The sequence below is a fragment of the Halorhodospira sp. M38 genome (genome assembly GCF_022227985.1).
Taxonomy (GTDB): Bacteria; Pseudomonadota; Gammaproteobacteria; order Nitrococcales; family Halorhodospiraceae; genus Halorhodospira; species Halorhodospira halophila_A.
Genome location: NZ_JAJNQP010000003.1, coordinates 126,995 through 149,431, shown reverse-complemented (window position 1 = coordinate 149,431; position 22,437 = coordinate 126,995). Strand labels below are relative to the sequence as shown.

Here is a 22,437-nt window from a genome sequence, read left to right as displayed (position 1 = left end):
GGCCTCATTCGCAGGGCTCACCCCGCTTGTCGTCGGCCGGCCTTGGCCGGCCGGTCGTGGCCACACGGATGGCGGCCACCGCCTCGCCGTCGCGACAAAGCATCAGGGTGCCGCCGTAAACGCGCGATAGCCAACCATCGGGCTGGAACTCGAACCCTTCCCGCTCTCCGTCCGAAACGACCCCATGACCCGGCCCGGCGCCACGCCCCCGGGCGAGGAGCTGCTCCGGTTCCGGCGCCTGGCCGGATGCGGCCTCGCCGCGGAACAGGATCCAGCCGTCATCCCAGCCCTGCGCCTCGCACCCGCTCTGCGGGGTGCCGCCGCACAGGGTGACGGTCTCATCGTGGTCCAGCGCCTCGATGCGGGCCCGCTCCAGCCCGGCGAGGAGCTCCCGCTGCCAGGCCCAGGCACGGATCTCGTCTACACCGGCGCCCAACCGGGGCGCCGCCACGGCCGCCAGCCCGGCAGCCAGGGCGAGGACCACCAGCAGCTCGGTGAGGGTAAAGGCCGGGCTCAGTCGCCCCAGCAGACCTCGACGCCCTCGGGGCCACTGCCCCGCTCGCCGCGGTGATCGAGGGTGAATTCCGTACACGCCTCATCCGCCTCCTGCGGACTTCCCGGCGCCGGTGTGGCAGTCAGGCGAAAGCCATCGGCGTCGGTCTCGACCCCCAGCTCATAAAGGCCCCGCTCGGACAATTCCGGGACCTCATCCGTACACGCGTCGTAGTCCATCTCCTGGATGAAACAGCGCTCCAGCGCCATCCAGGTATCCATCAAGGTGGCGGTGGCGTCGCTACGGTCCGCCTGCACCTTGTACTGGCCGTAGAAGGGGTAGGCGATCGCCACCAGGATGGCCAAGATGGCCAAGACGATCATCAGCTCGACCAGGCTGAAGCCAGCCACGCGGACGCGCTGATCCGCTCTCCTCATAACACCTTCCTCAATCCCGATTCCCGTAGGGACATTCGCGCTTCCAGCGGATTTCGACGCGGTCAGCTGCTCCCGTTACCGGCGCCGGCGCGAGCACACCACCCGCTTGCAGGCAGACCTCGGCCCCGTCCCCCCCGCTGCCGCGAGCACAAATCCGAAATTGCCCGTCGTCGCGCTCGATACGGTAGCACGGCGCAGCCACCTCTCCGCTGCAACACCCCGGATCGCCGGCTTCTTCGCGCCCGGCCGCCAACTCCCGCCTCGCCCTGAGCAGCTCATCGCCGGCCGCCAGGCGGGCCGCAGCACGAGACTCCAGGGCCGCGGCCGCGCGCAGCTGCAGCGCGGTGGGGGCGACCACCGACCAGGACAACAGCGCCAGCATGACCAGCACGGCGCTGAGACCGAGCACCGCAAAGCCGGCCTGCCGGGAGCCCCCCATCAAGGCAATCTCCCGTGGATCGGCACCGTCACCGTCTGGACCTGCTCCGTGCCGGCCCCACCCCGCTGGCCACCGGTGCGGATGCGTGCCGTAAAGCGCACGGCACACACCCGCAGCCAGTCGTCTACCTCCTCCGCGCGCTGGAAAGGCCCTGGATGATCCGGGACCTGGGCCGGGTCGTCGGCCCCCGGACACTCGGCGAAGCCCATCTCCAGCGCCTCGACCCCGCGCAGGATCGGCTGCGGAGCCCCCTCGCCACGGCCGAGGTTCAGGGTCGGCACCCCATCGACGCCTCCGCCATCCGACCACCGCAACCGCCGCACCTGGACGGGCGACGCATCGTCGTCCTCCGCGGACTCCTCCTCCGGCCACCAGGGGACCCACGCCACCCCGCGCTCGGGCAGGTCGTGGTCCTCGCCGAGCCCGTCCAGGGTGAGATCCTTGGCGCCATCCTGCGCCTCGGCCTCGAGCAGGAACAGGCCCTCGGCATTACCGACCAGGACCTTGGCCGGCAGGCTTCCAAACACCTCCTCGGCCGGCTCATCCAGCTCGATTTGCGCCTCCGGGGCCGCTACCTCGATGGCATCGTAGCCGGTCGCCACGCTCCGCGGCGCCTCCTTACCGCGCACCCAGGTCAGCTCGCCTTCATCGGCGCGCAGACCCGGCGGATCGAGCTGGGCCCCGATCACCTCGCCGGCCGCGCCCTCGCCTCGATACAGCGGGGTCCGGCCACCGCAGGGGACCTCCCCGGCCAGCGCGACTTCGCCATCGAGGACCTGACGCAACACCGCGCCCTTATCCGCCACCCGCCCCAGGTCCTCCACGGTGGCGCTGGCCCGCAGCGCGCTGCCGAGGATCTGCACCGCCGCGAGCAGCGCCACCGCCGCCACGGCCAGCGCCACCAGCAGCTCGACCAAGGTCACGCCATAGGCACGCCCGGTCATGGGCCGACCTCGAGGAGTTGCCCGGAGAGCTCAAGGGACGATGCCTCGTCCCGGTGGGGAGCCTGCCAGCGGAGTTCGACGCGGATGCGATCGGCGCCCGCCTCGACCGACACCTCGGCCTGCGGCAGCTGGCAGGCAACCTCGGCCCGCCAACCGTCGGCATCAACCACGTCGCCGCGGGCCTGGTCCCCGACCGACGGCGGTTGGCACGTGCCCACGTCCCCCGCATCGACCTCGGCCAGATCAGCCGAGCGCTGATCTGGCGCGACCAGCCGGGCGCGGGTGATCAACTCTTCGGCGAGGAGAGTGGCTCGTACGTGATACGCGGCATCACGAGCCCCGTGCACCCCACCCAGAAGGGCCTGGAGCGACACGGCCGCGACACCGGCCAGGAGCCCGAGGGCGACGAGCGCCTCGAGCATTGTGAATCCAGAGTGGCGAGGCATCCCTTCCTCGCGATTGGGTTCCATCCGCACCTTCCATGCGCACCCACTGAGACTAGCGCAAGATCGCCGGGACGCGACCGCGGCCCGATGACGCACGGGGGGCTTGGTTCCCCACCCGCCCTTCGGCTACAATCCGCGGCGTTGTTCAGGCAGCCTGTGCCGGTGTAGCTCAGTTGGTAGAGCAGCCGATTCGTAATCGGCAGGTCGGAGGTTCAAGTCCTCTCGCCGGCACCAGAAACCCCGATGACTCACCCCCAAAACCGTCTCTATTACGCCCACGGCAAGGGCACCGGCCCCTGGGGCCGCAAGAGTTCCGCCCTGCTGCCCGTCGCCGAGCAGGCCGGCTTCGCCGTCGAGAGCATCGACTTCACGGCCACCGAGGACCCGGACGAGCGGGTGGCCATGGTGCTCGAGCACCGACCCCGGGCCGCCGGTCGACTGGTGTTGGTCGGCTCCAGCATGGGCGGCTATGTCATGGCGAATGCCGCCAACGAGCTCAAGGCGGACGGCCTCTTCCTGCTCGCCCCGGCCATCGGCATACCGGGTTACCCGGCCTATCCGACGCCCACCACGGAGCACCAGGAGATCGTCCACGGCTGGCGCGATGCCCTGATCCCGCCCGAGGCGGTGATGACCTTCGCACAGCGCCAGCGGGCCCGCCTACACCTGCTCGACGCCGAGCACGACCTCAACGACCACCTGCCGACGCTACAACACCTGTTCGAAGATTTCCTCCGACGGGTGCGCGGCTGAGCGCTTCCCGCCAGTCCGCGCAGCATCACGTTGCATGACCCGAATCAGCGTGCGACGCTCCACCACAAGTGGATCATTCGTGAAAAAACCACTCAAAATAGGAGCTTCTCCATGAAGCGCACCGGTATCAAAGGTCTCATCGTCCTAATCGGGCTCGCGCTCTCGCTGGGTGCCATGGCGCCGACCACGGCGCTGGCGGGTGTGGTCGGGACCAGCGACGTGATCAGCGAGCGCCAGGCGGCATCCGACCGCGATCGCGTCCAGGAGGCCCTGCAACGCGAGGATGTCCAGCAAGCCCTGACCGACTACGGCGTTGATCCGGCGCAGGCCAAGGAGCGTGTCGCCGCGCTGAGCGATGAGGAGGCGCGGGAGCTGGCCGAGCGCATCGAGCAGCAACCGGCCGGCGCGGGCGTTTCCATCGGCGCAACCACCATCCTCCTGCTGGTCATCATCTGGCTGCTGGTCCGCTGAACCGCTGCACCGCCATGGGGCCCGCAATCCGGCTGCAGCGGCGGATCACCCCGCGGTACGCCCTGATGGTGACAGCGCTTCTCGGTGCCGGGGGGGGGGGGGGGGGGGGCCCGGGGGGGTGGGGGGGGGGGGGGGGCGGGGGGCGCCGCCCCCCCACTGCAGCACCCGGAGGTAATCGCCGAGGCGCGGGAGACCGCCGAGCTACCCCGCGCGGTGGAGCTGAGCGACACGCCCTTCTTCCCGGACGAGACCTACTACTGCGGCCCGGCGGCACTGGCCACGGTCTTGGTCGCCAGCGATGTGATGACTACCGACGATGAGCTGATCGACGCCGTCTACCTTCCCGAGCGCCAGGGCACGCTGCAGAACGAGCTGCTGGCCGCCGCCCGCCGCGCCGACCGCATCCCGTATGTCCTCGCACCGGATCTAGCCGACCTACTAGCGGAGGTAGCCGGCGGCCGCCCGGTTTTGGTCCTGCAGAACCTGGCCCTGGAGGCGCTGCCCCACTGGCATTACGCCGTGGTGGTGGGCTTTGACCTGGACGCTGGAACGGTCACCCTGCGCTCGGGGACCGAGCGACGCGAGACCCTCTCGCTGCGCCGGTTCGAGCGAACCTGGCAACGCGGCGACCACTGGGCGATGGTGATCCCGCGCCCCGGGCACCTGCCCCGCAGTGCCAACGCCGATGACTGGGTCGCCGCCGTCGCCGAGCTGGAGCGCCAGGAGCGCTGGGAGCCGGCCCTGGCCGGCTACCGCGCCGCCACGACGCGCTGGCCCGCGCACGCAGACGCCTGGCTGGGCCTCGGCAACATCCGCTACGCCCGGGGGGAGTACGCCGCCGCTGTGGACGCCTATGGCCACGCTATCGGGGCGGAGGACGAGTCGGGGCCAGCGGCCCACCACAACCTGGCTTGGGCACTGCTGCGCCTGGACCGGGTCGCCGAGGCGCTGGAGGCGGCTCGCCGGAGCGAAGCGGCAGCACCCGATCATCCGCAGTACGGCGAGGCGGTCGAACGGATCCGCCTAGAGGCTGCGGGCGGCCGCGGGGAATAACCCACCGGCGCTGGGTCGCGAGACGGGCACGGGCTGACTATCCTTCGGGGCAGGGCTAGCGCGCCTCACCAGCCGACGGGCCGCGCTGGCCGGAAGCAAGAGGTAGCGGCACAACAGACAGGAGCCACCCATGCACCGGTATCGTCGGCCCAACCGCACGCCCGGCAGCAGGCACCTCGCCGGGTTACTCATCGTGGCCGCCACGCTGTGGCCGGTCCTCCAAGCGACGGCCGAAGACGCCGAGGCTCCGGCGCCCCACGGCAGCGCATCCGCTGATCCGGGCCTGCTCACCGAACACCAGCGCAGCATCCTCGATGACGCCCTGACCCGCATCGAGGAGGCGGCGCTGCGCGACGATGAGGCCTTCCTCGATGAGTTCGACGAACTGCTGTCGACCTATCCGCGACTGGCCGACCCGATTGCCCGCCACGCCATGGAGATGCGGCCGGCGTTGATGCCCGGGATCATGCGCATCCTCGAACAGGCCGACGGCCCCGAGCCACCCGATACAACGCGTGAGACACCGCCCACCGACCGACCGGCCTGGTGGCAGGGTGGAATCCCGGGGGCGACTCATGACGAGACCGAGGAGGAACGGGCAGAAGAAGCGGAGACGATACGCGTGGCCGAGCGGGCCGAAGGGCAGGCGCCGCCGCCCCGGCGCAACTGGAGTGTGGGGGTCGGCTACGGCTACCACCACCTGTCGGTTGAAGAGCGATACGGCGACGACTCAACGCGCCTGCGCGCCCACGGTCCCGTGCTGGACATCCAGTACGCCGTCAGCGAACACGCCTCGGTGGGCATCGCCCACCTGCACAGCGAGCAGCTGAGCACCAGCGGCAGCCTCTACGCCGACCCGGAACCGAAACGCTGGAGCGCCACAGACCTGACCCTGCGTTTCGGGCGCGAGTTCCGCGAGGCCGGGCCGCGCGCCTACATGGGGGCCGGCCTGCACTACGAGCGCCTTGAACGCGACAACGGCGATACGCTCTCCGGCACTGGCTTCCACCTGCTCGGCGGCGGCGGCTATGCCTGGGAGCGGATCGAGATCCGGCTGGAGGCCTCGGCAAGAAGCGTTGACCGCGATCTGGTTCCGGATGACTTCCGCGGCAGCCGCTCGAGTTCGCTGCTCGCTACGGCCACGCTGCGCGGTCGCTTCTAGCCTCGCGGCGCCGACTCGCCCTGGCCGACAGCCAAGGCGATGATCAGGCCGAACAGGTCCTCGCCGAGGCGCTCGAATGCCTGCTCCAGGGCACGACGCTCGGCCGTCGTGTAATCGGTGGCGGCACCGCGCACCGGCCAGCGCTGCTCGCCACGGACTTCACCGGCATCATCCAGCAAGCGCAGGGTCAGGCCGCCACGCTGCCAGTACCAGCCATCGCGCTGCCCGAGATCCTCGAGTTCAAGCACAGCCTCCAGCCGGTAGGCATCCTCCCGTTCATCGACCCGGAACCCGGCAGCGGCCACCGATGCCTGCAGTTTGCTTGCCACCCGTTCGGCATGATCACCCCGCGCGCCGATGCCGAAGGGGATGCTCCCGGCCTCGGCGGCCAGCCGCGCACGCAGCACCGCCAGCTCGTACCGCACCGTCATGCCGGCACCGGTGAGCACCCGCAGGGCCTGCTGATACTCGGCACGCTGGCGCTGCGCCTCCAGCCCCCGGGCCAGCGCGGCGAGTGCGTGCAGCGGGTCGGCGGCAGCGTCTGCCTGGCGCAGATAGCGACTGGTCGCCGCGTCCAGGCCCGCGATGCCCTCGCGCAGCGCGCTGGCCGCCTGCTGCCGATCCATGACGGCGAGGACGTGATACCGGCCGCTCTGCGGCTCCCGCCAGGTCTCGCCGATCTCGACACCGCGCAGTGTGACCGCGGTGCGCGTCGCGACCTGCTGACCCAGCGTCGCCCGGTGCCGGGTCTCGCCGTCGCCGAACGCCAGCCAGTCCTCCTGCTGTGTCGCCGCCGTTACATGAACCTCGAAGGCGCGCGCCAGCTCGGCCCGGGCCCGATCGTGGGCCAGCTCACGGTGATCGGCCGTGCCCACCGCACTGAGATAGCTTTCACCGGGATAGGAGGCCGGCTCACCGCCGACCACCCAGGATGGCTGATCTCCCGATGGCGGAGCACTACCAGCACAGCCGGCCAGCAGGAACAGCGCCATCAGGACTACGAGAAGCGCTTTCACGGCTCCCCCCTGTGGGTCACGGAGCCGGCACGCGCCGAGACCCAGCGATCGAATACAAAGTGATAAGCCCCGGCCTCGAGTTCCAGCGCCCCGAGGTCCACCCGGGTCAGCGGGTGACCGGACCGGCCCTGATAGACCAGCTCAAGCCGGTGCTCGCCGGGTGGCAGACTGATGCGGGCCATGTAGTACTGCGCCGGCAGCATGCCCCAGGTGCGGGTGTCCGCCCGGTCCGCCACCAGGGTGAAGACGTTCATGGCCAGACCGGCTACCGGACTGGCCTCGCGGGCCTGATCGATCATCTCCTTCTGCACCAGCAGTCGCCCCAGCGCGCGGGCGGCGAGCACGCCCTGCTGCTCTTCGAGCAGGATCCGGGCGACGGCGTCCACGTCGTGCACCGGCTCTGCCGGCACCGAGGCCTCCCCAGCGCTGAACTGGACCCCGCCCAGCGGCCTGCGCCGCGGCTCGTAGTACGGCAGGGCCACGCTGTGGACGCGTCCCTGGCGATCCTGCACCGCGAACCCCTGCTCTCCCTTGCGCGGGGCTAGCCCCACCCCGGCAATCAACACCACGTGCGCCTGCTCGCGATGCTCGGCCGGATCCGGCCAGGCGTCCAGCCCAAAAGCCTGCTGCCACTCGGCCCGCTCTTCGTCGAGTCCCAGCTCATCGGCTAGGCGCAGCAGATCGCGCTGTAGCGAGCGGGGCACCGCAACCCCCAGCCGTCCGCCCTGCTCGCGGTAAGCCTGGTAGGCCTGGCGATAGGCCACCAGGGCCTGATCCGGCTCACCCAGACGCTCGAAGATCAACCCGCTGAGGTACCGGGCAAACGGATCCTGCCGGTAGACGGACCGCCCCTGCTCGGCGGCGAGACGCTGCAGGCGCAGATCCACGCGCAAAGCCTCGACCCGCGCCGCATCCGGATCCCCGAGATCCAGATAATTGAAGGCCATGAGCAGATGGAGCAGGACCCGTTCGTGGGGCTCGCCGGCGTAGGCGAAAGCGGTCTCACCCACCATCAGACTGCCCACGCTCTCCGAGACGCTCAGCGGATCGACCTCGGCGATGGCGTCGTAGGCCTCTTCCAGGGCGCGGTTGCTGGCCTCGAACTCCCCGGCCATGCGCAGGAGCGCTCCGCGGTTGAGCAGGTCGACAACACGGTCCCCCGGCCCGCCGGAGTCCGCATCGAGCAGCTCCACCGCTCGACGCGGATCGCCGTCCTCCACGGCGGCCTCTACCGGTGCCATCCGATCGCCGTAGGTCGTGCACCCGGCCAGGGCAGCAGCCAGTATCAGTGCCAGCCAGGGCCTATACAGCCAATGCGTCACGCGGCCGCGCCGCTCAGGGCCGCGCCGAGGCCGAACGCACGAGCTTGCGGATCTCCTTGTTGCCAATCCAGACCTTGCGGTTATCGGCCAGGCTGATCAGCTCCATGTCGACCTGGTAGTAACGGACCTGACGTCGCCCCTCCTGATCGATGATGGAGTTCACCGAACCAAGCAGCATGTAGTCAGCGCCCAGCTCCTCCCCCATGGCCTTGCGGGTCTCCTCGCTGGCGTGCAGATCCTGGTCGCGGCGCTCCTCACGGATGCGCTCGCGCTGATCGGCGTCGGCGACGAAATCCACCTGTCCGGAATTGATCAGCTCCCGCTGGATATCGTTGACGAACGTGCGGGTATTGATGTGCTCGTGGCTGAGATTGCGGACACCCCCCACGATGACGGTGGGCCGCCCGCCCTCGTCGCGCCGAAACTCCCGCAACCAGGGGCGATCCAGCGCGTCGGCGATCATCTCCTCAGCAACCAGTCGCGAGTCCTGGTCGTTCCACCGACCGGAGAGGTCGTGCTCCGCATCCCGATCGATCCGCTCCACCGAGTGACCGCAGCCCGCGACCGCCGCCATGGCCAACAGCACCAGGGCACCCCGAATCCACGCCTTCATAGCCCCCTCGCCTTATCCGGAAAAACTGGCTGCGGGATCAGTATAACCCGCCATGCCGCGACCGGGGGTCGACGCCGGCAGGCCACCTGTGCAGAATGCTGCACATGTCAAATTCTCTTCAAGAACAGCTTTTTAGAGCAGGTCTGGCGAGCCAGGAGGAAGCTCGCAGGCAGCAGTCGGGCAAGCGCCGAGGCCCCCGCGACCGGGCAACCCCGCGCGGGAGATCCCGCCCGGACAAGGCACGGGATCACCAACCGCTCGAGGCGCACATCCCACTACCCGACCTGATCCGCCATTACGCGCTACCGCGCTGGGGAGGCGACACCGCCTACCACTTCATCGAGGGACAGCGGATCCGCCACGCCTGGGTGACACGGCAGCAACAGCGGCAGCTGGCGGACGGCTACGCCGGCTTGGTCATCAGTGGCGACGGCCTGGCCGTGGTGCCCAGGGCGGTTGCCGAGCAGGTGCGCCAGCGCCAGCCGGAGGCCCTGCTGGTGCTGCACCCGCTCAAGCGGCGGGAGGAGTCGCCGGCACGGCGCTCATGAGGCCGCCGGAGGCTGACCGAGCTCCCGCGGCAAACCAAAGGTGACCGTCTCCGCCTTGCCCGGCCGCTCCTCCGGCGCTTCGCAGCCCCACGCCTGGAGCTGCTCGACCACCTCCACCACGGTGCTCTCCGGCGCCGAGGCGCCGGCGGTCACGCCGATCGCCTGACGGCCATCCAGCCAGCCCCGGTCCAGATCGGCAGCACCATCGATCAGGTACGCCTCGGTACCGCAGCGCACGGCCAGTTCGCGCAGGCGGTTGGAGTTGGAGCTGTTGACCGAGCCGACCACCAACAGCAGGTCAACCTCGTCGGCAAGAGTACGCACCGCATCCTGGCGATTCTGCGTGGCGTAACAGATGTCGTCCTTGCGCGGCCCCTGGATAGACGGGAAGCGGCGCTGCAGCGCCTCGACAATGCCAGCGGCGTCGTCCACCGACAGCGTGGTCTGGGTGACAAAGGCCAGATCGTCCGGGGTCCGGACCTGTAGCGCCGCCGCCTCCTCCTGGCTCTGCACCAGGTAGATACCGCCCTGTCCCTCCGGGGCCAGATACTGCCCCATGGTGCCCTCGACCTCCGGATGACCGGCGTGGCCGATCAGGACCACTTCACGGCCCGCTCGCGCATGATCGCGCACCTCTTTGTGGACCTTGGTCACCAGCGGGCAGGTGGCATCAAAGACCTGCAGCCCCCGCCGCTCGGCCTCGTCGGCGACCCACTGCGGCACGCCGTGGGCGCTGAAGATCACGGTGGCCCCGTCGGGCACCTCGTGCAGTTCCTCGACAAAGACCGCGCCGCGCCCGCGCAGATCATCCACCACAAAACGGTTATGCACCACCTCATGACGGACGTAGACGGGCGACCCGTAAACCGCCAGCGCCCGATCGACGATGGCGATGGCCCGGTCCACGCCGGCGCAGAAACCGCGGGGATTGGCAAGGTGAATCTTGGGCACGGAAACCTCCGGTTCTGCCTGCAGCGGTTCAGTGTTCAGTGGCCGATTTTGAGAACATGAGCAGCGCGATCACCAGCCCGGCGCCCAGGGTGATGGCAATATCGGCGACGTTGAAGATCGGCCAGTGAAACCCAGCGTAATGGAGGTGGATGAAATCAACCACGTACCCCAGGTACAGGCGATCGACCAGGTTGCCCAGAGCCCCGGCCAGGATCAGAGCCAACCCCAAGGCGAGCCAGGGCTGCGACGCCCCGATACGGCGTAGCCAGTAGATCAGGTAGACCCCCACGGCGGCAGCGATGCCGGCAAGCAGCCAGCGCTGCCAGCCGCCGGCGTCGCCGAGCAGGCTGAACGCCGCCCCGGGGTTGTAGCCGAGCGTGAGACTGAGCACGGGCAGCAATTCGACCGACTCGTAAGGTCGCAGCGCCGCTTGGGCCCACGCCTTGGAGGCCTGATCCAGGGCCGCGATGGCGACGGCGAGCAGAAGCCAGAGCCGGTAGCCCATCCCACCCCCGTCAGGCCGTGGCCCGGCGCTCACCGGCCCCGGCCACGTTCTCGACGCAGCGCCCACACAGCTGCGGGTGCTCATCACTGGCGCCGATATCGGGACGACGATGCCAGCAACGCGGGCACTTGTCGTGGCCGGAGGCGGCCACCACGATGCGCACCTCGGTGCCATCCTCCAGGGCGGCGCTGGCGGCACCGGCCGGAGCCTCGGCGACGTCGTGGATGCGTGCCGCCGAAGTGATCAGCACGAAGCGCAGCTCATCGCCCAGCGGGGCGAGCTCCGCAGCGAGCGCCTCGGGGACGTAGAGGTCCACCTCGGCATCCAGATTGGCGCCGATCACCTTCTCGTTACGCAGCCGCTCCAGCTCGCGGCTGACCACCGTGCGCACTTCCATGACCCGCTCCCAGAACGAGGCCTCGCGCGACTCGTCGTCCAGCGGGAAGAGCCCATCGTACCACTCCGCCGTGAACACCGGCTCGCGGCGATCGCCGGGCAGATGCCCCCAGATTTCGTCGGCGGTGAAGGAGAGGATCGGCGCGAGCCAGCGCACCAAGGCCTCGGCGATGTGGTACATGGCCGTCTGCCCGGAGCGCCGGGCGCGGCTGTCCGCCGGCGTGGTGTAGAGGCGGTCCTTGAGCACATCCAGGTAGAAGCCGCCCATGTCCACCACGCAGAAGTTGTGCAGCAGGTGGTAGATGCGGTGCAGCTCGTAGCGATCGTAGGCGGCGACGATCCGCTCCTGCAGCTCCCGGGTCCGGGCCACCGCCCAGCGGTCGAGCGGGAGCATCTGCTCTGCGGCGAGCGCATCGCGCGCCGGCTCGAAGCCGTGCAGGTTGCCGAGCAGGAAACGCGCCGTATTGCGCATGCGCCGGTAGGCATCGGCGGTGCGCTGGAGGATGTTGTCGGAGACGGCGATCTCGCCACTGTAATCTGCCGAGGCCACCCACAGCCGCAGGATATCGGCACCGAGTCGGTCCATCACATCCTGCGGGGCGACCACGTTGCCTCGGGACTTGGACATCTTGCGCCCCTGCTCATCCACGGTGAAGCCGTGGGTGAGCACGCCCCGGTAGGGGGCCGCCTGGCGGATCGCCGCCGAGGAGAGCAGCGAAGACTGGAACCAGCCGCGGTGCTGATCCGAGCCCTCCAGATAGAGATCCGCCGGTACCTGCAGGCCGTCGCGCTGCTCCAGCACGGTGGCGTGGGTCACCCCGGAGTCGAACCAGACGTCCAGGATGTCGGTGACCTTCTCGTACTCGGCGGCCTCGTCACCGAGCAGCTCCGCGGGATCCAGGTCCCACCAGGCTTCCAGTCCCTCGCGCTCCATGCGCTCGGCGACCGCTTCCATGTGCTGAGGCGTCTGCGGATGCGGTTCGCCGCTGCGGCGATGGATGAACACGGCGATGGGCACGCCCCAGTGGCGCTGCCGGGAGATACACCAGTCCGGACGCCCGCGGACCATGGCGTCGATGCGCGCCTGGCCCCACTCCGGCATCCAGCGCACGCCCTGGATCCCGGCCAGAGCGCACTCGCGCATGCCGTGACGATCCAGATCGATGAACCACTGCGGCGTGGCCCGAAAGATCACCGGGGTCTTGTGCCGCCAGCAGTGGGGGTAGCTGTGCCGGTACTTCTCGTGGTGGAGCAGCGCGCCCCGGGCCTCCAGCACCTCCACCACGCGCGGGTTGGCCGTGAAGACGTTCAGCCCGCCGAAGTGCTCGGTATCCTCGAAGAAGCAGCCGGCGCCGTCGACCGGATTGGTCACCTCCAGAGCGTAGCGCTGCCCGACTTCGAAGTCCTCCTGGCCGTGCCCCGGCGCCGTGTGCACGCAACCGGTACCCCCGTCGGTGGTCACATGCCCGCCGAGAACCACCGGGACTTCGCGCTCAAGGAAGGGGTGGCGCAGGGTCAGTCCCTCCAGATCCGCCCCGCGGCAGCGGCCCACCACCTCGTGGCGGCCGATGCCGGCCCGCGCCAGGGTCGACTCGGCCAAATCGGCGGCCAGGATGAGCCGCTCGCTGTGATCCAGGGCGACCACCAGGTACTCCAGCTCGGGATGCACCGCCACCGCCCGGTTGGCCGGTAGCGTCCAGGGCGTGGTGGTCCAGATCACCACCGAGGCCGTTCCCGCCTGGGCACCCTCGCCCTCGAGCAGGACGCGCTGCTGCAGCGCCATCTCGTCCGCCACAGCGAAGCGCACATCCACCGCCGGCGAGGTGCGCTCCTCGTACTCCACCTCGGCCTCGGCCAGGGCCGAGCCGCAGTCGGCACACCAGTGCACCGGCTTGAACCCCTGGGTAACGTGCCCGCCCTCGAAGATCCGGGCCAGGGCCCGCAGGATGCCGGCCTCGGTGGCGTAATCCATGGTCAGATAGGGGCGCTCCCAGTCGCCGAGCACGCCCAGGCGCTTGAAGTCCTGGCGCTGTCCGTCCACCTGCTCGGCAGCGAACGCCCGGCAGCGCTCACGAAACTGCGCGTAACTCAGGTCTACGCCGGGCTTGCCAGCCTCCTCCTCGACCTTGTGCTCGATCGGCAGGCCGTGGCAGTCCCACCCGGGGATGTACGGCGCGTCATACCCGTCCAGGGTGCGCGCCTTGACGATGATATCCTTGAGGATCTTGTTGACCGCGTGGCCGATATGGATATCGCCGTTGGCGTAGGGCGGACCGTCGTGCAGGATAAACCGCTCGCGCCCCGACCGCGCACGCCGGATGGCGCCGTAGAGGTCCTCTTCCTCCCAGCGCTGCAGGCGCTGCGGCTCACGCTCGGCCAGACGCGCCCGCATCGGGAATTCGGTGTGGGGAAGGTTGAGGGTGTGCTTGTACTCGCTCACGTCGCCGCCTCGCCTAATGGTGTTCTTGACCGAGCACGCGCCGCGCCGCGCGTACATCCTCGCCGATTTGTCTCGCCAGCGCATCGAGCCCGTCGAAGTGCTCCTCGCCCCGGAGCCGGGCCACCGGCTCGACGCAGAGGTGGCGGCCGTAGAGGTCGCCGTCGAAATCGATCAGGTGAGCCTCGAAAACCAAGCGCCGCCCCCCCACCGTGGGGCGCACGCCGACACTGATTGCCGTCGGCCACGGGCGTTCGGCAGCCCCCCGGGCCCACCCGGCGTAGATACCGTCGAGCGGGATGCGCTCCGGTGACAGCCGTAGATTGGCCGTCGGCCAGCCGAGCTTCCGGCCCATGGCATCACCGTGGACCACACGCCCCTGCACGCAATAGGGATGTCCGAGCAGCTCGGCCGCATCGGCGAAGCGCCCCTGGGTAACGGCCTGACGGATGCGGGTGCTGCTCACCCGCTCCCCGGAGCGCACCACCGTGTCCATGGGTGCCACCTCGTAGCCCCGCTCGCGGCCAACGCGCCGAAGCATGTCCAGATCTCCCCGGCGCTGGCGACCGAACCGGAAATCGTCGCCGACTAGGACGTATCCGGCACCCAGGCGCTCACCGAGCAACTCGCCGGCAAAGGCCTCGGCCTCCACCGCCGCCAGATGCTGATCGAAGCGCAGGCAGAGCACCGCATCCACACCGGTCTCGGCGAGCCGGCGCACCTTCTCGCGCAGCCCGGTCAAACGCGCCGGCGCCCGCGCCGGGGCCAGGCGCTCCATGGGGTGCGGCTCAAAGGTGACCACGACGGCCGGCCGACCACGCCGCGCCGCCTCCCGGCGCAGGCGCTCGATCATGGCCCGGTGCCCGCGGTGGACCCCATCGAAGTTGCCGATGGTGATCGCCGCGCCGCGGTGACGGGCCCGGACGTTATGCAATCCCCGGATGAGTTCCATGGCCCCTGAGAAAAGGATCAAGTGTACTAGCCCGGCAACAGCCTCGGCTAGCCGCCCGGCTCACCGGCCGCCTCCGGTTCGCGGAACTGCCGCGGCCGGACACCCAGGGCGTAGAGCGCAGCGAAGTAGACGGCCCCGCCGGCAGCCACGACACCGGTCAGCGCCAGCACACGCGCCACAACGCCGGCCTCCAGCCACGCCTCCAGGCGCAGCGCGGGGTAGAGCAGGACCGCCACCATCAGTGACGTGGCCACGGCCACCTGCACCGTCAGGCGCAGCCAGCCGCTGCCCCCCCGGTAGACCCGCCGGCGAACCAGGCCGGTGAACAACAGCGCCGAATTGACGGTCGCCGAGGCCGCCGTGGCGGCGGCCAGAGCCACGTGGCCGAAGGGCGTCTCGTGCAGGGCCCAGACCGCGCTCACTGAGAGGACCAGGTTGACCGCCACGGCGGCCACCGCGCAGTAGACCGGGGTCTTCATGTCTTCCCGGGAAAAGTATCCCGGCGTCAGCACCTTGACCAGGACGAATCCGAAAAGACCCAGGCTGTAGGCGGCCAGAGACCAGGAAGCGGCGACCACATCGTCCGCGCCGAAGGCACCGTACTGAAACAGGGTGGCCAGAATCGGCCCGGCGAGCACGATCAGCCCGGCCGTGGCCGGCGCCACCACCAGCAGCACCAGACGCAGCCCCCAGTCCAGCGTGCGCGAGAAGCGCTCCGGCTCACTGCCGGCGTGCTCGGCCGAGAGCCGCGGCAGCAGCACGGTTCCCAGCGCGATGCCGAACACCCCCAGCGGGAACTCCACCAGGCGGTCCGAGAAGTAAAGCCAGCTGACACTGCCGGTGATCAGGAAGGAGGCGAGGATGGTGTCCACCAGCAGGTTGACCTGCATCACCGAGGAGCCGATCACCGCCGGTCCCATCAGCCGGGCCACCCGCCGCACCCCGGGGTGGCGCAGCGACGGCCGAGGCCAGACCAGCAGCCCCTCCCGGTAGAGAAACGGCAGCTGCAGCAGCAGCTGCAGGACACCGGCCACCGCCACGGCCACCGCCAGGGCCATGATCGGCTCTTCGAACCACGGCGTGGCCCACAGCGCGGCCCCGATCATCGCAGCGTTCAGCAACACCGGCGCAAAGGCGAAGGAGGCGAACCGGTTGCAGGTATGCAGCACGGCCCCGGCGCACGCGACCAGGGATATGAATAGAATGTAGGGGAAGGTCACCCGCAGCAGGTCCACGGTCAGCGCGAAGCGCTCCGGATCGTCGCTGAAACCGGGGGCGAAGACACTGACCACCGCCGGCGCCGCCACCATGCCGAGGGCCGTGACCAGCGCCAATGCCGCCCCGAGGGTGCCGGCGCTGTAGGCGATCAGGGCGCGGACTTCGCGGTGCGTGCTGTGCGTGCGATAGTCGGTGAGCACCGGGACAAACGCCTGCGAAAACGCCCCTTCGGCGGTAATCCGCCGCATGAAATTGGGGATTTTGAAGGCGACAATAAACGAGTCCGTCTGCGCCCCCGAGCCGAACACCCCGGCGATGATCACATCCCGGGCCAAACCGAGGATCCGCGAAACCAGGGTCAGGGAGCCGAACGTGAAGATGTGGCGAAACAGACCGGTAACCACGCAGGGAACGCCTCCTCGGCACACAGCAAACAGCGACGGCGCTGATGATACAGCGCCCGGTCAAGGGGATACGACCATCCGTGGCTGACCCGGGCTACCTGAGGTGCCGGCACGGGGCAGCGGGGCCCGAGGTGCTTGTCGGCGGCGACTGGACCCTGGCCCACTACCGCACCGTGCTCCGGCAAGTGGAGCAGACGCGGCTGGACGGCGAACCGCGGGTCGATCTCGGCGCACTGGAACGACTGGACACCGCCGGCGCGACCCTACTGGCCCGCCTGCTCGGGCCGGAACGTGTCGAAGCGCTGGCGCGCACGGCACCCGAGCTCTCCGCCGAGCGACGCAACCTGCTCCAGGCCGTGGCGGCAGCTAGCGAGCGTGCCCGCGCCACCCCGGAACCGACCCGTGAACCCTACTTCTTCGGGCGCCTGACGATCGGCCTGGGGGCACAAATCAGCCATGCGGGCCAACAATTGGCCCGGGCCATCGCCTTTACCGGTCTGGTCCTCGCCGCCTTCGCCGCCAGCGCCCTGCGCCCCTGGCGCTGGCGCCCGGCCGCGGTCTCGCGCCAGCTCCAGCATACGGCGCTGGAGGCGCTGCCCATCGTCGCCCTGCTGACCTTCGCCGTCGGGGCGGTGATTGCGGTTCTCGGAATCACCGTGCTGGGGCGCTTCGGTGCCGGCATCTTCACTGTGGACCTGGTGGCGTATGCGTTCTTGCGCGAGTTCGGCGTCGTGCTCACCGCGATCCTCCTCGCCGGACGCTCGGCCAGCGCCTTTACGGCCCAGATCGGCTCGATGAAGGCCAACGAGGAGATCGATGCCATGCGCGCCCAGGGGCTCAGCCCCATCGAGATGCTGGTCATCCCGCGGGTTGTCGCGCTGCTGATTGCCGTGCCGGTCCTCTCCTTCGTGGCGGTGGTCTGTGGCTTGGCTGGCGGTGGGCTGGTCACCCTGCTCAACGTCGACGTCCCCGCGGGGCGGATCATCTCGCTCTACAGCGACATCTCGCTGCGCCACTACCTTGCCGGACTGGCCAAGGCGCCGGTTTTCGCCTTCGTGATCGCCATCATCGGCTGCCTGGAAGGACTCAAGTGCAGTGCCAGCGCGCAGTCGGTGGGCACGCACACCACCTCGGCGGTGGTGCAGTCGATCTTCTGGGTCATCATCCTCAACGCCGTGGCCGCCCTCATCTATGTGGAGATAGGATGGTGAGCGCCAGCACCACCGATCCTCACCCGGCGATCCGGGTCCGCGGCCTGGTCACCCGACTCGGCGGGCAGACCATCCACGACGGGCTGGATCTGGACGTGCACCGGGGCGAGATCCTCGGCCTAGTCGGCGGCTCGGGCAGCGGCAAGTCGGTCCTGCTGCGCACGCTCATCGGACTGTTGCGCCCGGCCGCCGGCCAGATCCGGATCCACGACCAATCCGTCGACGCCCTCCGACAAGGGGGCGGGCTGGAGCGGCGCATCGGCGTACTGTTCCAGCACGGCGCCCTTTACTCGTCGTTGACCATCACCGAGAACGTCGCGCTGGCCCTGATCGAACACGCCGGGCTAACCCGCGCCGAGGCCGAAGACCTGGCCCGGGTCAAGCTGGCGCTCACCGGCCTCGACCCGGCGGCCGGCCCGCGCTACCCCGCCGAACTCTCCGGCGGGATGGTCAAGCGGGCTGCCCTTGCCCGCGCCCTGTCGCTCTGCCCGGACGTCCTGTTCCTGGACGAGCCCACCGCCGGCCTGGATCCGATCAGTGCCGGCGGCTTCGACCGATTGCTGGTCACCCTGCGCGACGCGCTGAACCTGACGGTCTTCCTGGTCACCCACGACCTGGATACGCTCTATGCCACCTGTGACCGCGTTGCGGTGCTCGCCCACCAGCGGGTTCTGGCCACGGGCACGCTTGAGCAAGTGAGCGCCATCGACGACGATTGGGTGCGGGCCTATTTCCATGGCGCGCGGGGGCGCGCCGCCCGCAGCACGCAGGAGAACCGCTGAATGGAGACCCGGGCGCGGCATTTCTGGATCGGGCTGGCCACCCTGGCCCTGATCGTGGGCGTCATCCTCTTCGGGGTCTGGCTCACCGACTCCGATCTCCACGGTGAACGGCAGCGCTTCGAGATCGTCTTCGAAGAGGATGTCAGCGGCCTGACCACGCGCAGCCCGGTGAAGTTCAACGGGATCAACGTCGGCGAGATCGACCACCTGACCCTCGACCCCGACGACCCGCGGCGGGTGATCGCCCGCATCACGGTGGGGGGCGACACCCCGGTCCGCAGCGACACCCGGGCCCAGATCGGCAGCTCGAGCCTATTCGCCGGCGGTGCCCACATCCGGCTCAAGCCCGGCGATGCCGACGCTCCGCCGCTTGAACCACCGGATCGGGGAATGGCGCGGATCGAGACGGAGCCCTCGCCCATGGCCCGTCTGCGCCAGGACAGCGACCAACTGCTGGCCGGCATCAACGACCTGGTCGAGACCGCCAATCAGCTGCTCTCTCCGGAGAACATCGAGACCCTGAGCGCCACCCTCAACCACCTTGAGCGGACCAGCGGGACGGTGGCCTCGCGCAGCGACGACCTGGGCCGGGGCATCACCGCCCTGGCCGATGGCGGCGAGCAGCTTCAGGAGACCCTGAGCGAGGCGCAACAAATGCTTGAGGAGATCCGCGCGCTGCTTGACGGCCCGGGCCGCGAGATCCTACGCAGCACCGCGCGCGCGGCCGAGGCGCTCGAGGGAAGCAGCAGCGAGGCGCAGGAGCTGTTCCGCGACAACCGCGAGGCTGTCGAACGCGGCCTGCAGAGCCTGCAGGACCTGGAACCGTTGAGCGAAGAGCTGCAGCAAACCCTGGGCGCCCTGCGCGGCCTGCTCCGACGCCTGGGACAGGACCCCGGCGGGCAACTGCTGCGCCGTGAGCAGATGGAGGAGTACCAGCCGTGAAAACGCCCCGCCGCCCCGGCCTGCTGCTGACGCTGCTGGCAGCCGCGACGCTGAGCGCCTGCACCCTGCTGCCCGACCCCGAGACCTACACCGCCTATCGCCTGCCGCCGCCCGATGCGGACGCACCGTCGCCGGCTGGTCGCGAGGTGGACTGGACGCTGCGTGTGGCCGCTCCCGGCAGCAGTGACCTGCTGGCCGGTAACCGGATCGCCGTCGCTACCGGCGAACACCGCATGAGCGCCTTTAGCGGCGCGCGCTGGGTCTCGCCGCTGCCCCGGCTCTGGCAGGAGCACCTCATCGACACCTTCCGGAGCGACGGCCGTATCCGGCACCTGAGCGCCGACGGCGACCGCCTCGCCGCGGACCTGGAACTGCGCACCACCCTGCGCGACTTCCAGCTGGATGCCCGTGATGAGACACCACGAGCGCGGGTGGTGGTGGATGCCCGTCTGGTGGACGTCGGGCAACGGCGGATCATCGACGCCGAGCGATTTTCGGCCACTGAGGAGGCACCGGCCCGTGACGTCGATGCGGCTGTTGCCGCCCTGGGAGCCGCCAACCGAAGCGTCGGCAGCGAACTGTTGGCCTGGACGCTGGCCACCGCTGCCGGGGAGTAACCCGGCGCGCTTGACAGCGATCACGCCAGCAGGCATATTTACGCGCTTTGCAGGGTCCGCTATGACAGCTTAGGACCCCGTCTCCGAGGATCGCAAGCGAGCAGGAGTACAACCGTGGCGAATATCGCGAGCGCCAAGAAGCGTGCCCGTCAGGCCGAAGAACGCCGGCTGCGCAACAAGTCGCGCCGCAGCGAGATGCGCACCTCGATGAAGAAAGTTCTCAAGGCGGTCAAGACCGGGGACCACGATCAGGCTCAGCAGGCCTACCGCAGTGCCGTGCGAGTCATCGATCGTTCGGCGAATCGCGGGATCATCCACAAGAACAAGGCCGCGCGCCACAAGTCCCGGCTTAACGCCAAGGTGCGTAGCCTCGCCGGCTGAACCGGGCAACCGGAACGCGCAGCATCCCAAGCGGGCGCCCTCAAGGCGCCCGTTTTGCGTTGTGCCCCCCCCATCCGTGGCCGTCACCAGAACAGCCCGCCTGTGGCAGCTGGCAGATCGACATCGAAGATCTCGACCCAGTCCATGCCGCGGATGTGCGCCACCCGCCCCACGCTGATCTCGCTGACCGCCGTCCCGTCCGGTGGCCAAGCGCCGAACAGGTAATCCTCGAACAGCAGTCCGCGCAGGCCCGGCTCCTGGACCAGGAAGACCCCGTGGAGCCGGCCGTCCTCGGCTGCCTCGCGGGCCACCAGCTCCACCGTTGTCCCGGCCGGCAGCACGACCACGGGCGGCACCAGGCAACCGTGACCCCGGCAAGCCGTGGTGTAGGGCAGAAAACGGGCACTGTGACCGTCGTAGCCGGCACTGTCGAAGATGGCCACCGGGGCGTCGAGACGCATCAGGCGCTGGTGATCGCCGCCAACGGACAACCCCGGCGTCCCCTGGCGCGGCCCCACGGCCTTACCGCCCCCGGCTTCGCGCACGGCCGTTACCGCCTCTTCGGCCATACCACGCGACTCGGCCAACCGGGCATGGGTCAGCGCCGTAGCGCCGAGCGCATCCACGGCCCGCGGATCGGCCCCTCGCGCCAGCAGGGCGGCCAGGGTCGCCTCGTTGCCGGCCTGGGCGGCGAAGATTAGCGGTGTCCGGCCGTTGCGATCGGTCTGCTCCAGGCCGGCGCCGGCATCGAGGAGCGCCTCGACAGTCTTCGCCTCCGCCCGGGCCGCCGCTGCATGGATGGCGGCAAAATCGTGACGGTCGCCGCTGGACGGGGCAACGCCGGCCTCGAGCAGGGTCCGGACCACAGTGCCCCGATCCGCGTCGCGCTCCAGCCCGGCCTGCTCGTCCCCCGGCGAGACGTAGCCTACCGCGGCGTGCCAGAGCGCATCGGCGCCGTGCTCGTCGACGGCGCTGGCATCAGCCCCCGCAGCCAAGAGGTCTGCCACCACCTCGTCATACCCAAGGCGTGCCGCCTCCATCAGGAGCGTACGGCCCTCGGCATCGCCACCGCGGACCGTCACGTCGGGATCCACCCCTTCGCCGAGCAGCTCGGCGACCTGATCGGCATCCCCGTGGAGCGCCGCCGCCACCAGGGCCGCAGTCCCGTCCCCGTGCAGCTGCGCACCTCGGCGCAGCAGTAGAGCCGCAGCCCGCGGGCTGGATTCGGCGGCGATATCCGCCAGGGAGAGGAAGTCATCGCCATCCTGCCAAGCGACATCCACTGGCAACCCGCGGTCGAGCATCCAGGCCAGGGTCTCGACATCGCCCGCGCGCACGACCCCGATCAGGGCCCAGGGGGCGGCCGGTCGCTCGCTGACCTCGCGCAGCTGCGCTGCGACCCGGGGGTAGCGGGCGGCCGATGCCATCGACAGCGCGGTCGCACCATCGGCATCCTGACGATCCGGTTCCGCCCCGGCAGCCAGCAACGCCTCCACTGTGCGCGGATCACCGCTGCGGGCGGCCAGCATCAACGGTGTCCGCCGATCCCCGTCAACGGGATCCACCGCTACCCCGGCTGACAGCAGCGCCGCCACCGCCTCGGTGTGCCCACCCGCGGCCGCCTCGTGCAGGGGCACCCGCCCGCCGTCGTCGCGGAGCTCGAGATCCGCCCCGTCCGAGCGTTCGATGAGCAGCTCCACCACCCCCGCCTCGCCGTTGAGGGCGGCGTAGTGCAAGAGTCCGCGCCCGGAACCGTCGGTTGCCTGCACATCGGCAGCACCGTCCAGGGCCCGCTCCAGGGTGGCGGCATCGCCGTCACGCGCCGCGTTGAAGGCCTCCTGCTGCGCCGGTGACAGCGGCCAGGCGCCACAAGCGGCGAGCAAGCCGCCGAGCAGACATCCGGTCGCCAACGGCACCAAGACGCGAAGGGCGGGCCCGAGCATG

Annotated in this window: 24 protein-coding genes and 1 tRNA gene; 11 read left to right on the top strand and 14 right to left on the bottom strand. The window is 69.8% G+C overall.

Annotated features, from left to right (window positions below):
• Positions 1–4 precede the first annotated feature (4 nt).
• Genes LRA98_RS03445 through LRA98_RS03425 form a run of 5 tightly spaced genes read right to left on the bottom strand, consistent with a single transcriptional unit; the run spans position 5 to position 2,735 of the window.
• Positions 5–592, bottom strand: a complete 588-nt coding sequence (locus tag LRA98_RS03445) for a GspH/FimT family protein (RefSeq protein ID WP_338018542.1) — start codon at positions 590–592, stop codon at positions 5–7.
• Positions 514–930 carry a type IV pilin protein gene (locus LRA98_RS03440; protein WP_201172523.1) on the bottom strand — a complete coding sequence of 139 codons (417 nt, stop codon included), beginning with the start codon at positions 928–930 and terminating at the stop codon, positions 514–516. The genes LRA98_RS03445 and LRA98_RS03440 overlap by 79 nt, the downstream gene beginning before the upstream one ends.
• Before the next feature lie 10 nt (positions 931–940).
• A complete protein-coding gene (locus LRA98_RS03435) occupies positions 941–1,369 on the bottom strand; it encodes a hypothetical protein (protein WP_238633461.1) in 429 nt (142 codons plus the stop codon).
• A complete protein-coding gene (locus tag LRA98_RS03430) occupies positions 1,369–2,313 on the bottom strand; it encodes a prepilin-type N-terminal cleavage/methylation domain-containing protein (protein ID WP_238633460.1) in 945 nt (314 codons plus the stop codon). Before LRA98_RS03430 ends, LRA98_RS03435 begins: the two co-directional genes overlap by 1 nt.
• Complete coding sequence (locus tag LRA98_RS03425) at positions 2,310–2,735, bottom strand: type IV pilus modification PilV family protein (protein ID WP_201242109.1); 426 nt, start codon at positions 2,733–2,735, stop codon at positions 2,310–2,312. Before LRA98_RS03425 ends, LRA98_RS03430 begins: the two co-directional genes overlap by 4 nt.
• Positions 2,736–2,917: 182 nt before the next feature.
• Between LRA98_RS03425 and LRA98_RS03420 the strand changes: the two genes are divergently transcribed.
• From LRA98_RS03420 to LRA98_RS03400, 5 genes are all read left to right on the top strand, one after another.
• Positions 2,918–2,993 (top strand) — tRNA-Thr (locus tag LRA98_RS03420).
• Positions 2,994–3,002: 9 nt separating this feature from the next.
• Positions 3,003–3,512 (top strand): serine aminopeptidase domain-containing protein, encoded by a 510-nt coding sequence (locus tag LRA98_RS03415; RefSeq protein ID WP_238633459.1) that lies wholly within the window; start codon positions 3,003–3,005, stop codon positions 3,510–3,512.
• 111 nt (positions 3,513–3,623) lie between these two features.
• Positions 3,624–3,983, top strand: coding sequence for a PA2779 family protein (locus LRA98_RS03410; protein ID WP_201171641.1), 360 nt, complete (start codon positions 3,624–3,626; stop codon positions 3,981–3,983).
• 213 nt (positions 3,984–4,196) lie between these two features.
• Positions 4,197–5,036, top strand: coding sequence for a PA2778 family cysteine peptidase (locus LRA98_RS03405; RefSeq protein WP_238640824.1), 840 nt, complete (start codon positions 4,197–4,199; stop codon positions 5,034–5,036).
• A gap of 130 nt (positions 5,037–5,166) precedes the next feature.
• The gene (locus LRA98_RS03400) at positions 5,167–6,198 is read left to right on the top strand and encodes a hypothetical protein (RefSeq protein ID WP_238632660.1); all 1,032 of its coding nucleotides are present in this window, start codon (positions 5,167–5,169) and stop codon (positions 6,196–6,198) included.
• On the opposite strand, the gene LRA98_RS03395 is transcribed toward LRA98_RS03400, so the two are convergent.
• From LRA98_RS03395 to LRA98_RS03385, 3 genes are all read right to left on the bottom strand, one after another.
• Positions 6,195–7,214 (bottom strand): LPP20 family lipoprotein, encoded by a 1,020-nt coding sequence (locus tag LRA98_RS03395; protein WP_238632661.1) that lies wholly within the window; start codon positions 7,212–7,214, stop codon positions 6,195–6,197. The genes LRA98_RS03400 and LRA98_RS03395 overlap by 4 nt on opposite strands.
• Complete coding sequence (locus tag LRA98_RS03390) at positions 7,211–8,455, bottom strand: COG3014 family protein (protein ID WP_238632664.1); 1,245 nt, start codon at positions 8,453–8,455, stop codon at positions 7,211–7,213. The genes LRA98_RS03395 and LRA98_RS03390 overlap by 4 nt, the downstream gene beginning before the upstream one ends.
• 94 nt (positions 8,456–8,549) lie before the next feature.
• On the bottom strand, positions 8,550–9,149 hold the full coding sequence (locus LRA98_RS03385) for a penicillin-binding protein activator LpoB (protein WP_201171652.1): 600 nt from the start codon (positions 9,147–9,149) through the stop codon (positions 8,550–8,552).
• A 104-nt stretch (positions 9,150–9,253) separates the two neighbouring features.
• On the opposite strand from LRA98_RS03385, the gene LRA98_RS03380 reads away from it, so the two are divergent.
• Positions 9,254–9,697 (top strand): DUF2058 family protein, encoded by a 444-nt coding sequence (locus tag LRA98_RS03380; protein ID WP_238632666.1) that lies wholly within the window; start codon positions 9,254–9,256, stop codon positions 9,695–9,697.
• Here LRA98_RS03380 and ispH read toward each other — a convergent pair.
• The 5 genes from ispH to murJ are packed head-to-tail and all read right to left on the bottom strand — an operon-like array spanning position 9,692 to position 16,560.
• The gene (ispH, locus tag LRA98_RS03375) at positions 9,692–10,648 is read right to left on the bottom strand and encodes a 4-hydroxy-3-methylbut-2-enyl diphosphate reductase (RefSeq protein WP_201171655.1); all 957 of its coding nucleotides are present in this window, start codon (positions 10,646–10,648) and stop codon (positions 9,692–9,694) included. The two genes, LRA98_RS03380 and ispH, sit on opposite strands and share 6 nt — an antisense overlap.
• 28 nt (positions 10,649–10,676) lie before the next feature.
• Positions 10,677–11,153: a signal peptidase II gene (gene lspA, locus LRA98_RS03370; protein ID WP_238632668.1), complete on the bottom strand. Its 477-nt coding sequence runs from the start codon at positions 11,151–11,153 to the stop codon at positions 10,677–10,679.
• Between the two features lie 10 nt (positions 11,154–11,163).
• Positions 11,164–13,989, bottom strand: coding sequence for an isoleucine--tRNA ligase (gene ileS / locus LRA98_RS03365; protein WP_238632670.1), 2,826 nt, complete (start codon positions 13,987–13,989; stop codon positions 11,164–11,166).
• A 13-nt stretch (positions 13,990–14,002) separates the two neighbouring features.
• On the bottom strand, positions 14,003–14,938 hold the full coding sequence (locus LRA98_RS03360; RefSeq protein ID WP_201171663.1) for a bifunctional riboflavin kinase/FAD synthetase: 936 nt from the start codon (positions 14,936–14,938) through the stop codon (positions 14,003–14,005).
• Positions 14,939–14,985: 47 nt separating this feature from the next.
• Entirely contained in the window at positions 14,986–16,560 is a 1,575-nt protein-coding gene (gene murJ, locus LRA98_RS03355; protein ID WP_201171666.1) for a murein biosynthesis integral membrane protein MurJ, read from the bottom strand.
• An 80-nt stretch (positions 16,561–16,640) separates the two neighbouring features.
• On the opposite strand from murJ, the gene LRA98_RS03350 reads away from it, so the two are divergent.
• The 5 genes from LRA98_RS03350 (at position 16,641) to rpsT (ending at position 20,493) form a co-directional block, all read left to right on the top strand.
• Positions 16,641–17,771, top strand: coding sequence for an MlaE family ABC transporter permease (locus LRA98_RS03350; protein WP_238632672.1), 1,131 nt, complete (start codon positions 16,641–16,643; stop codon positions 17,769–17,771).
• Positions 17,765–18,553, top strand: coding sequence for an ABC transporter ATP-binding protein (locus LRA98_RS03345; protein ID WP_201171670.1), 789 nt, complete (start codon positions 17,765–17,767; stop codon positions 18,551–18,553). Before LRA98_RS03350 ends, LRA98_RS03345 begins: the two co-directional genes overlap by 7 nt.
• The gene (locus tag LRA98_RS03340; RefSeq protein ID WP_238632674.1) at positions 18,554–19,495 is read left to right on the top strand and encodes an MlaD family protein; all 942 of its coding nucleotides are present in this window, start codon (positions 18,554–18,556) and stop codon (positions 19,493–19,495) included. It begins immediately after the preceding gene.
• A complete protein-coding gene (locus LRA98_RS03335) occupies positions 19,492–20,112 on the top strand; it encodes an ABC-type transport auxiliary lipoprotein family protein (RefSeq protein ID WP_201242595.1) in 621 nt (206 codons plus the stop codon). Before LRA98_RS03340 ends, LRA98_RS03335 begins: the two co-directional genes overlap by 4 nt.
• A gap of 114 nt (positions 20,113–20,226) precedes the next feature.
• Positions 20,227–20,493, top strand: a complete 267-nt coding sequence (gene rpsT / locus LRA98_RS03330; protein ID WP_238632676.1) for a 30S ribosomal protein S20 — start codon at positions 20,227–20,229, stop codon at positions 20,491–20,493.
• 83 nt (positions 20,494–20,576) lie between these two features.
• On the opposite strand, the gene LRA98_RS03325 is transcribed toward rpsT, so the two are convergent.
• Positions 20,577–22,436 (bottom strand): ankyrin repeat domain-containing protein, encoded by a 1,860-nt coding sequence (locus LRA98_RS03325; RefSeq protein WP_238632677.1) that lies wholly within the window; start codon positions 22,434–22,436, stop codon positions 20,577–20,579.
• Position 22,437: the final 1 nt, after the last annotated feature.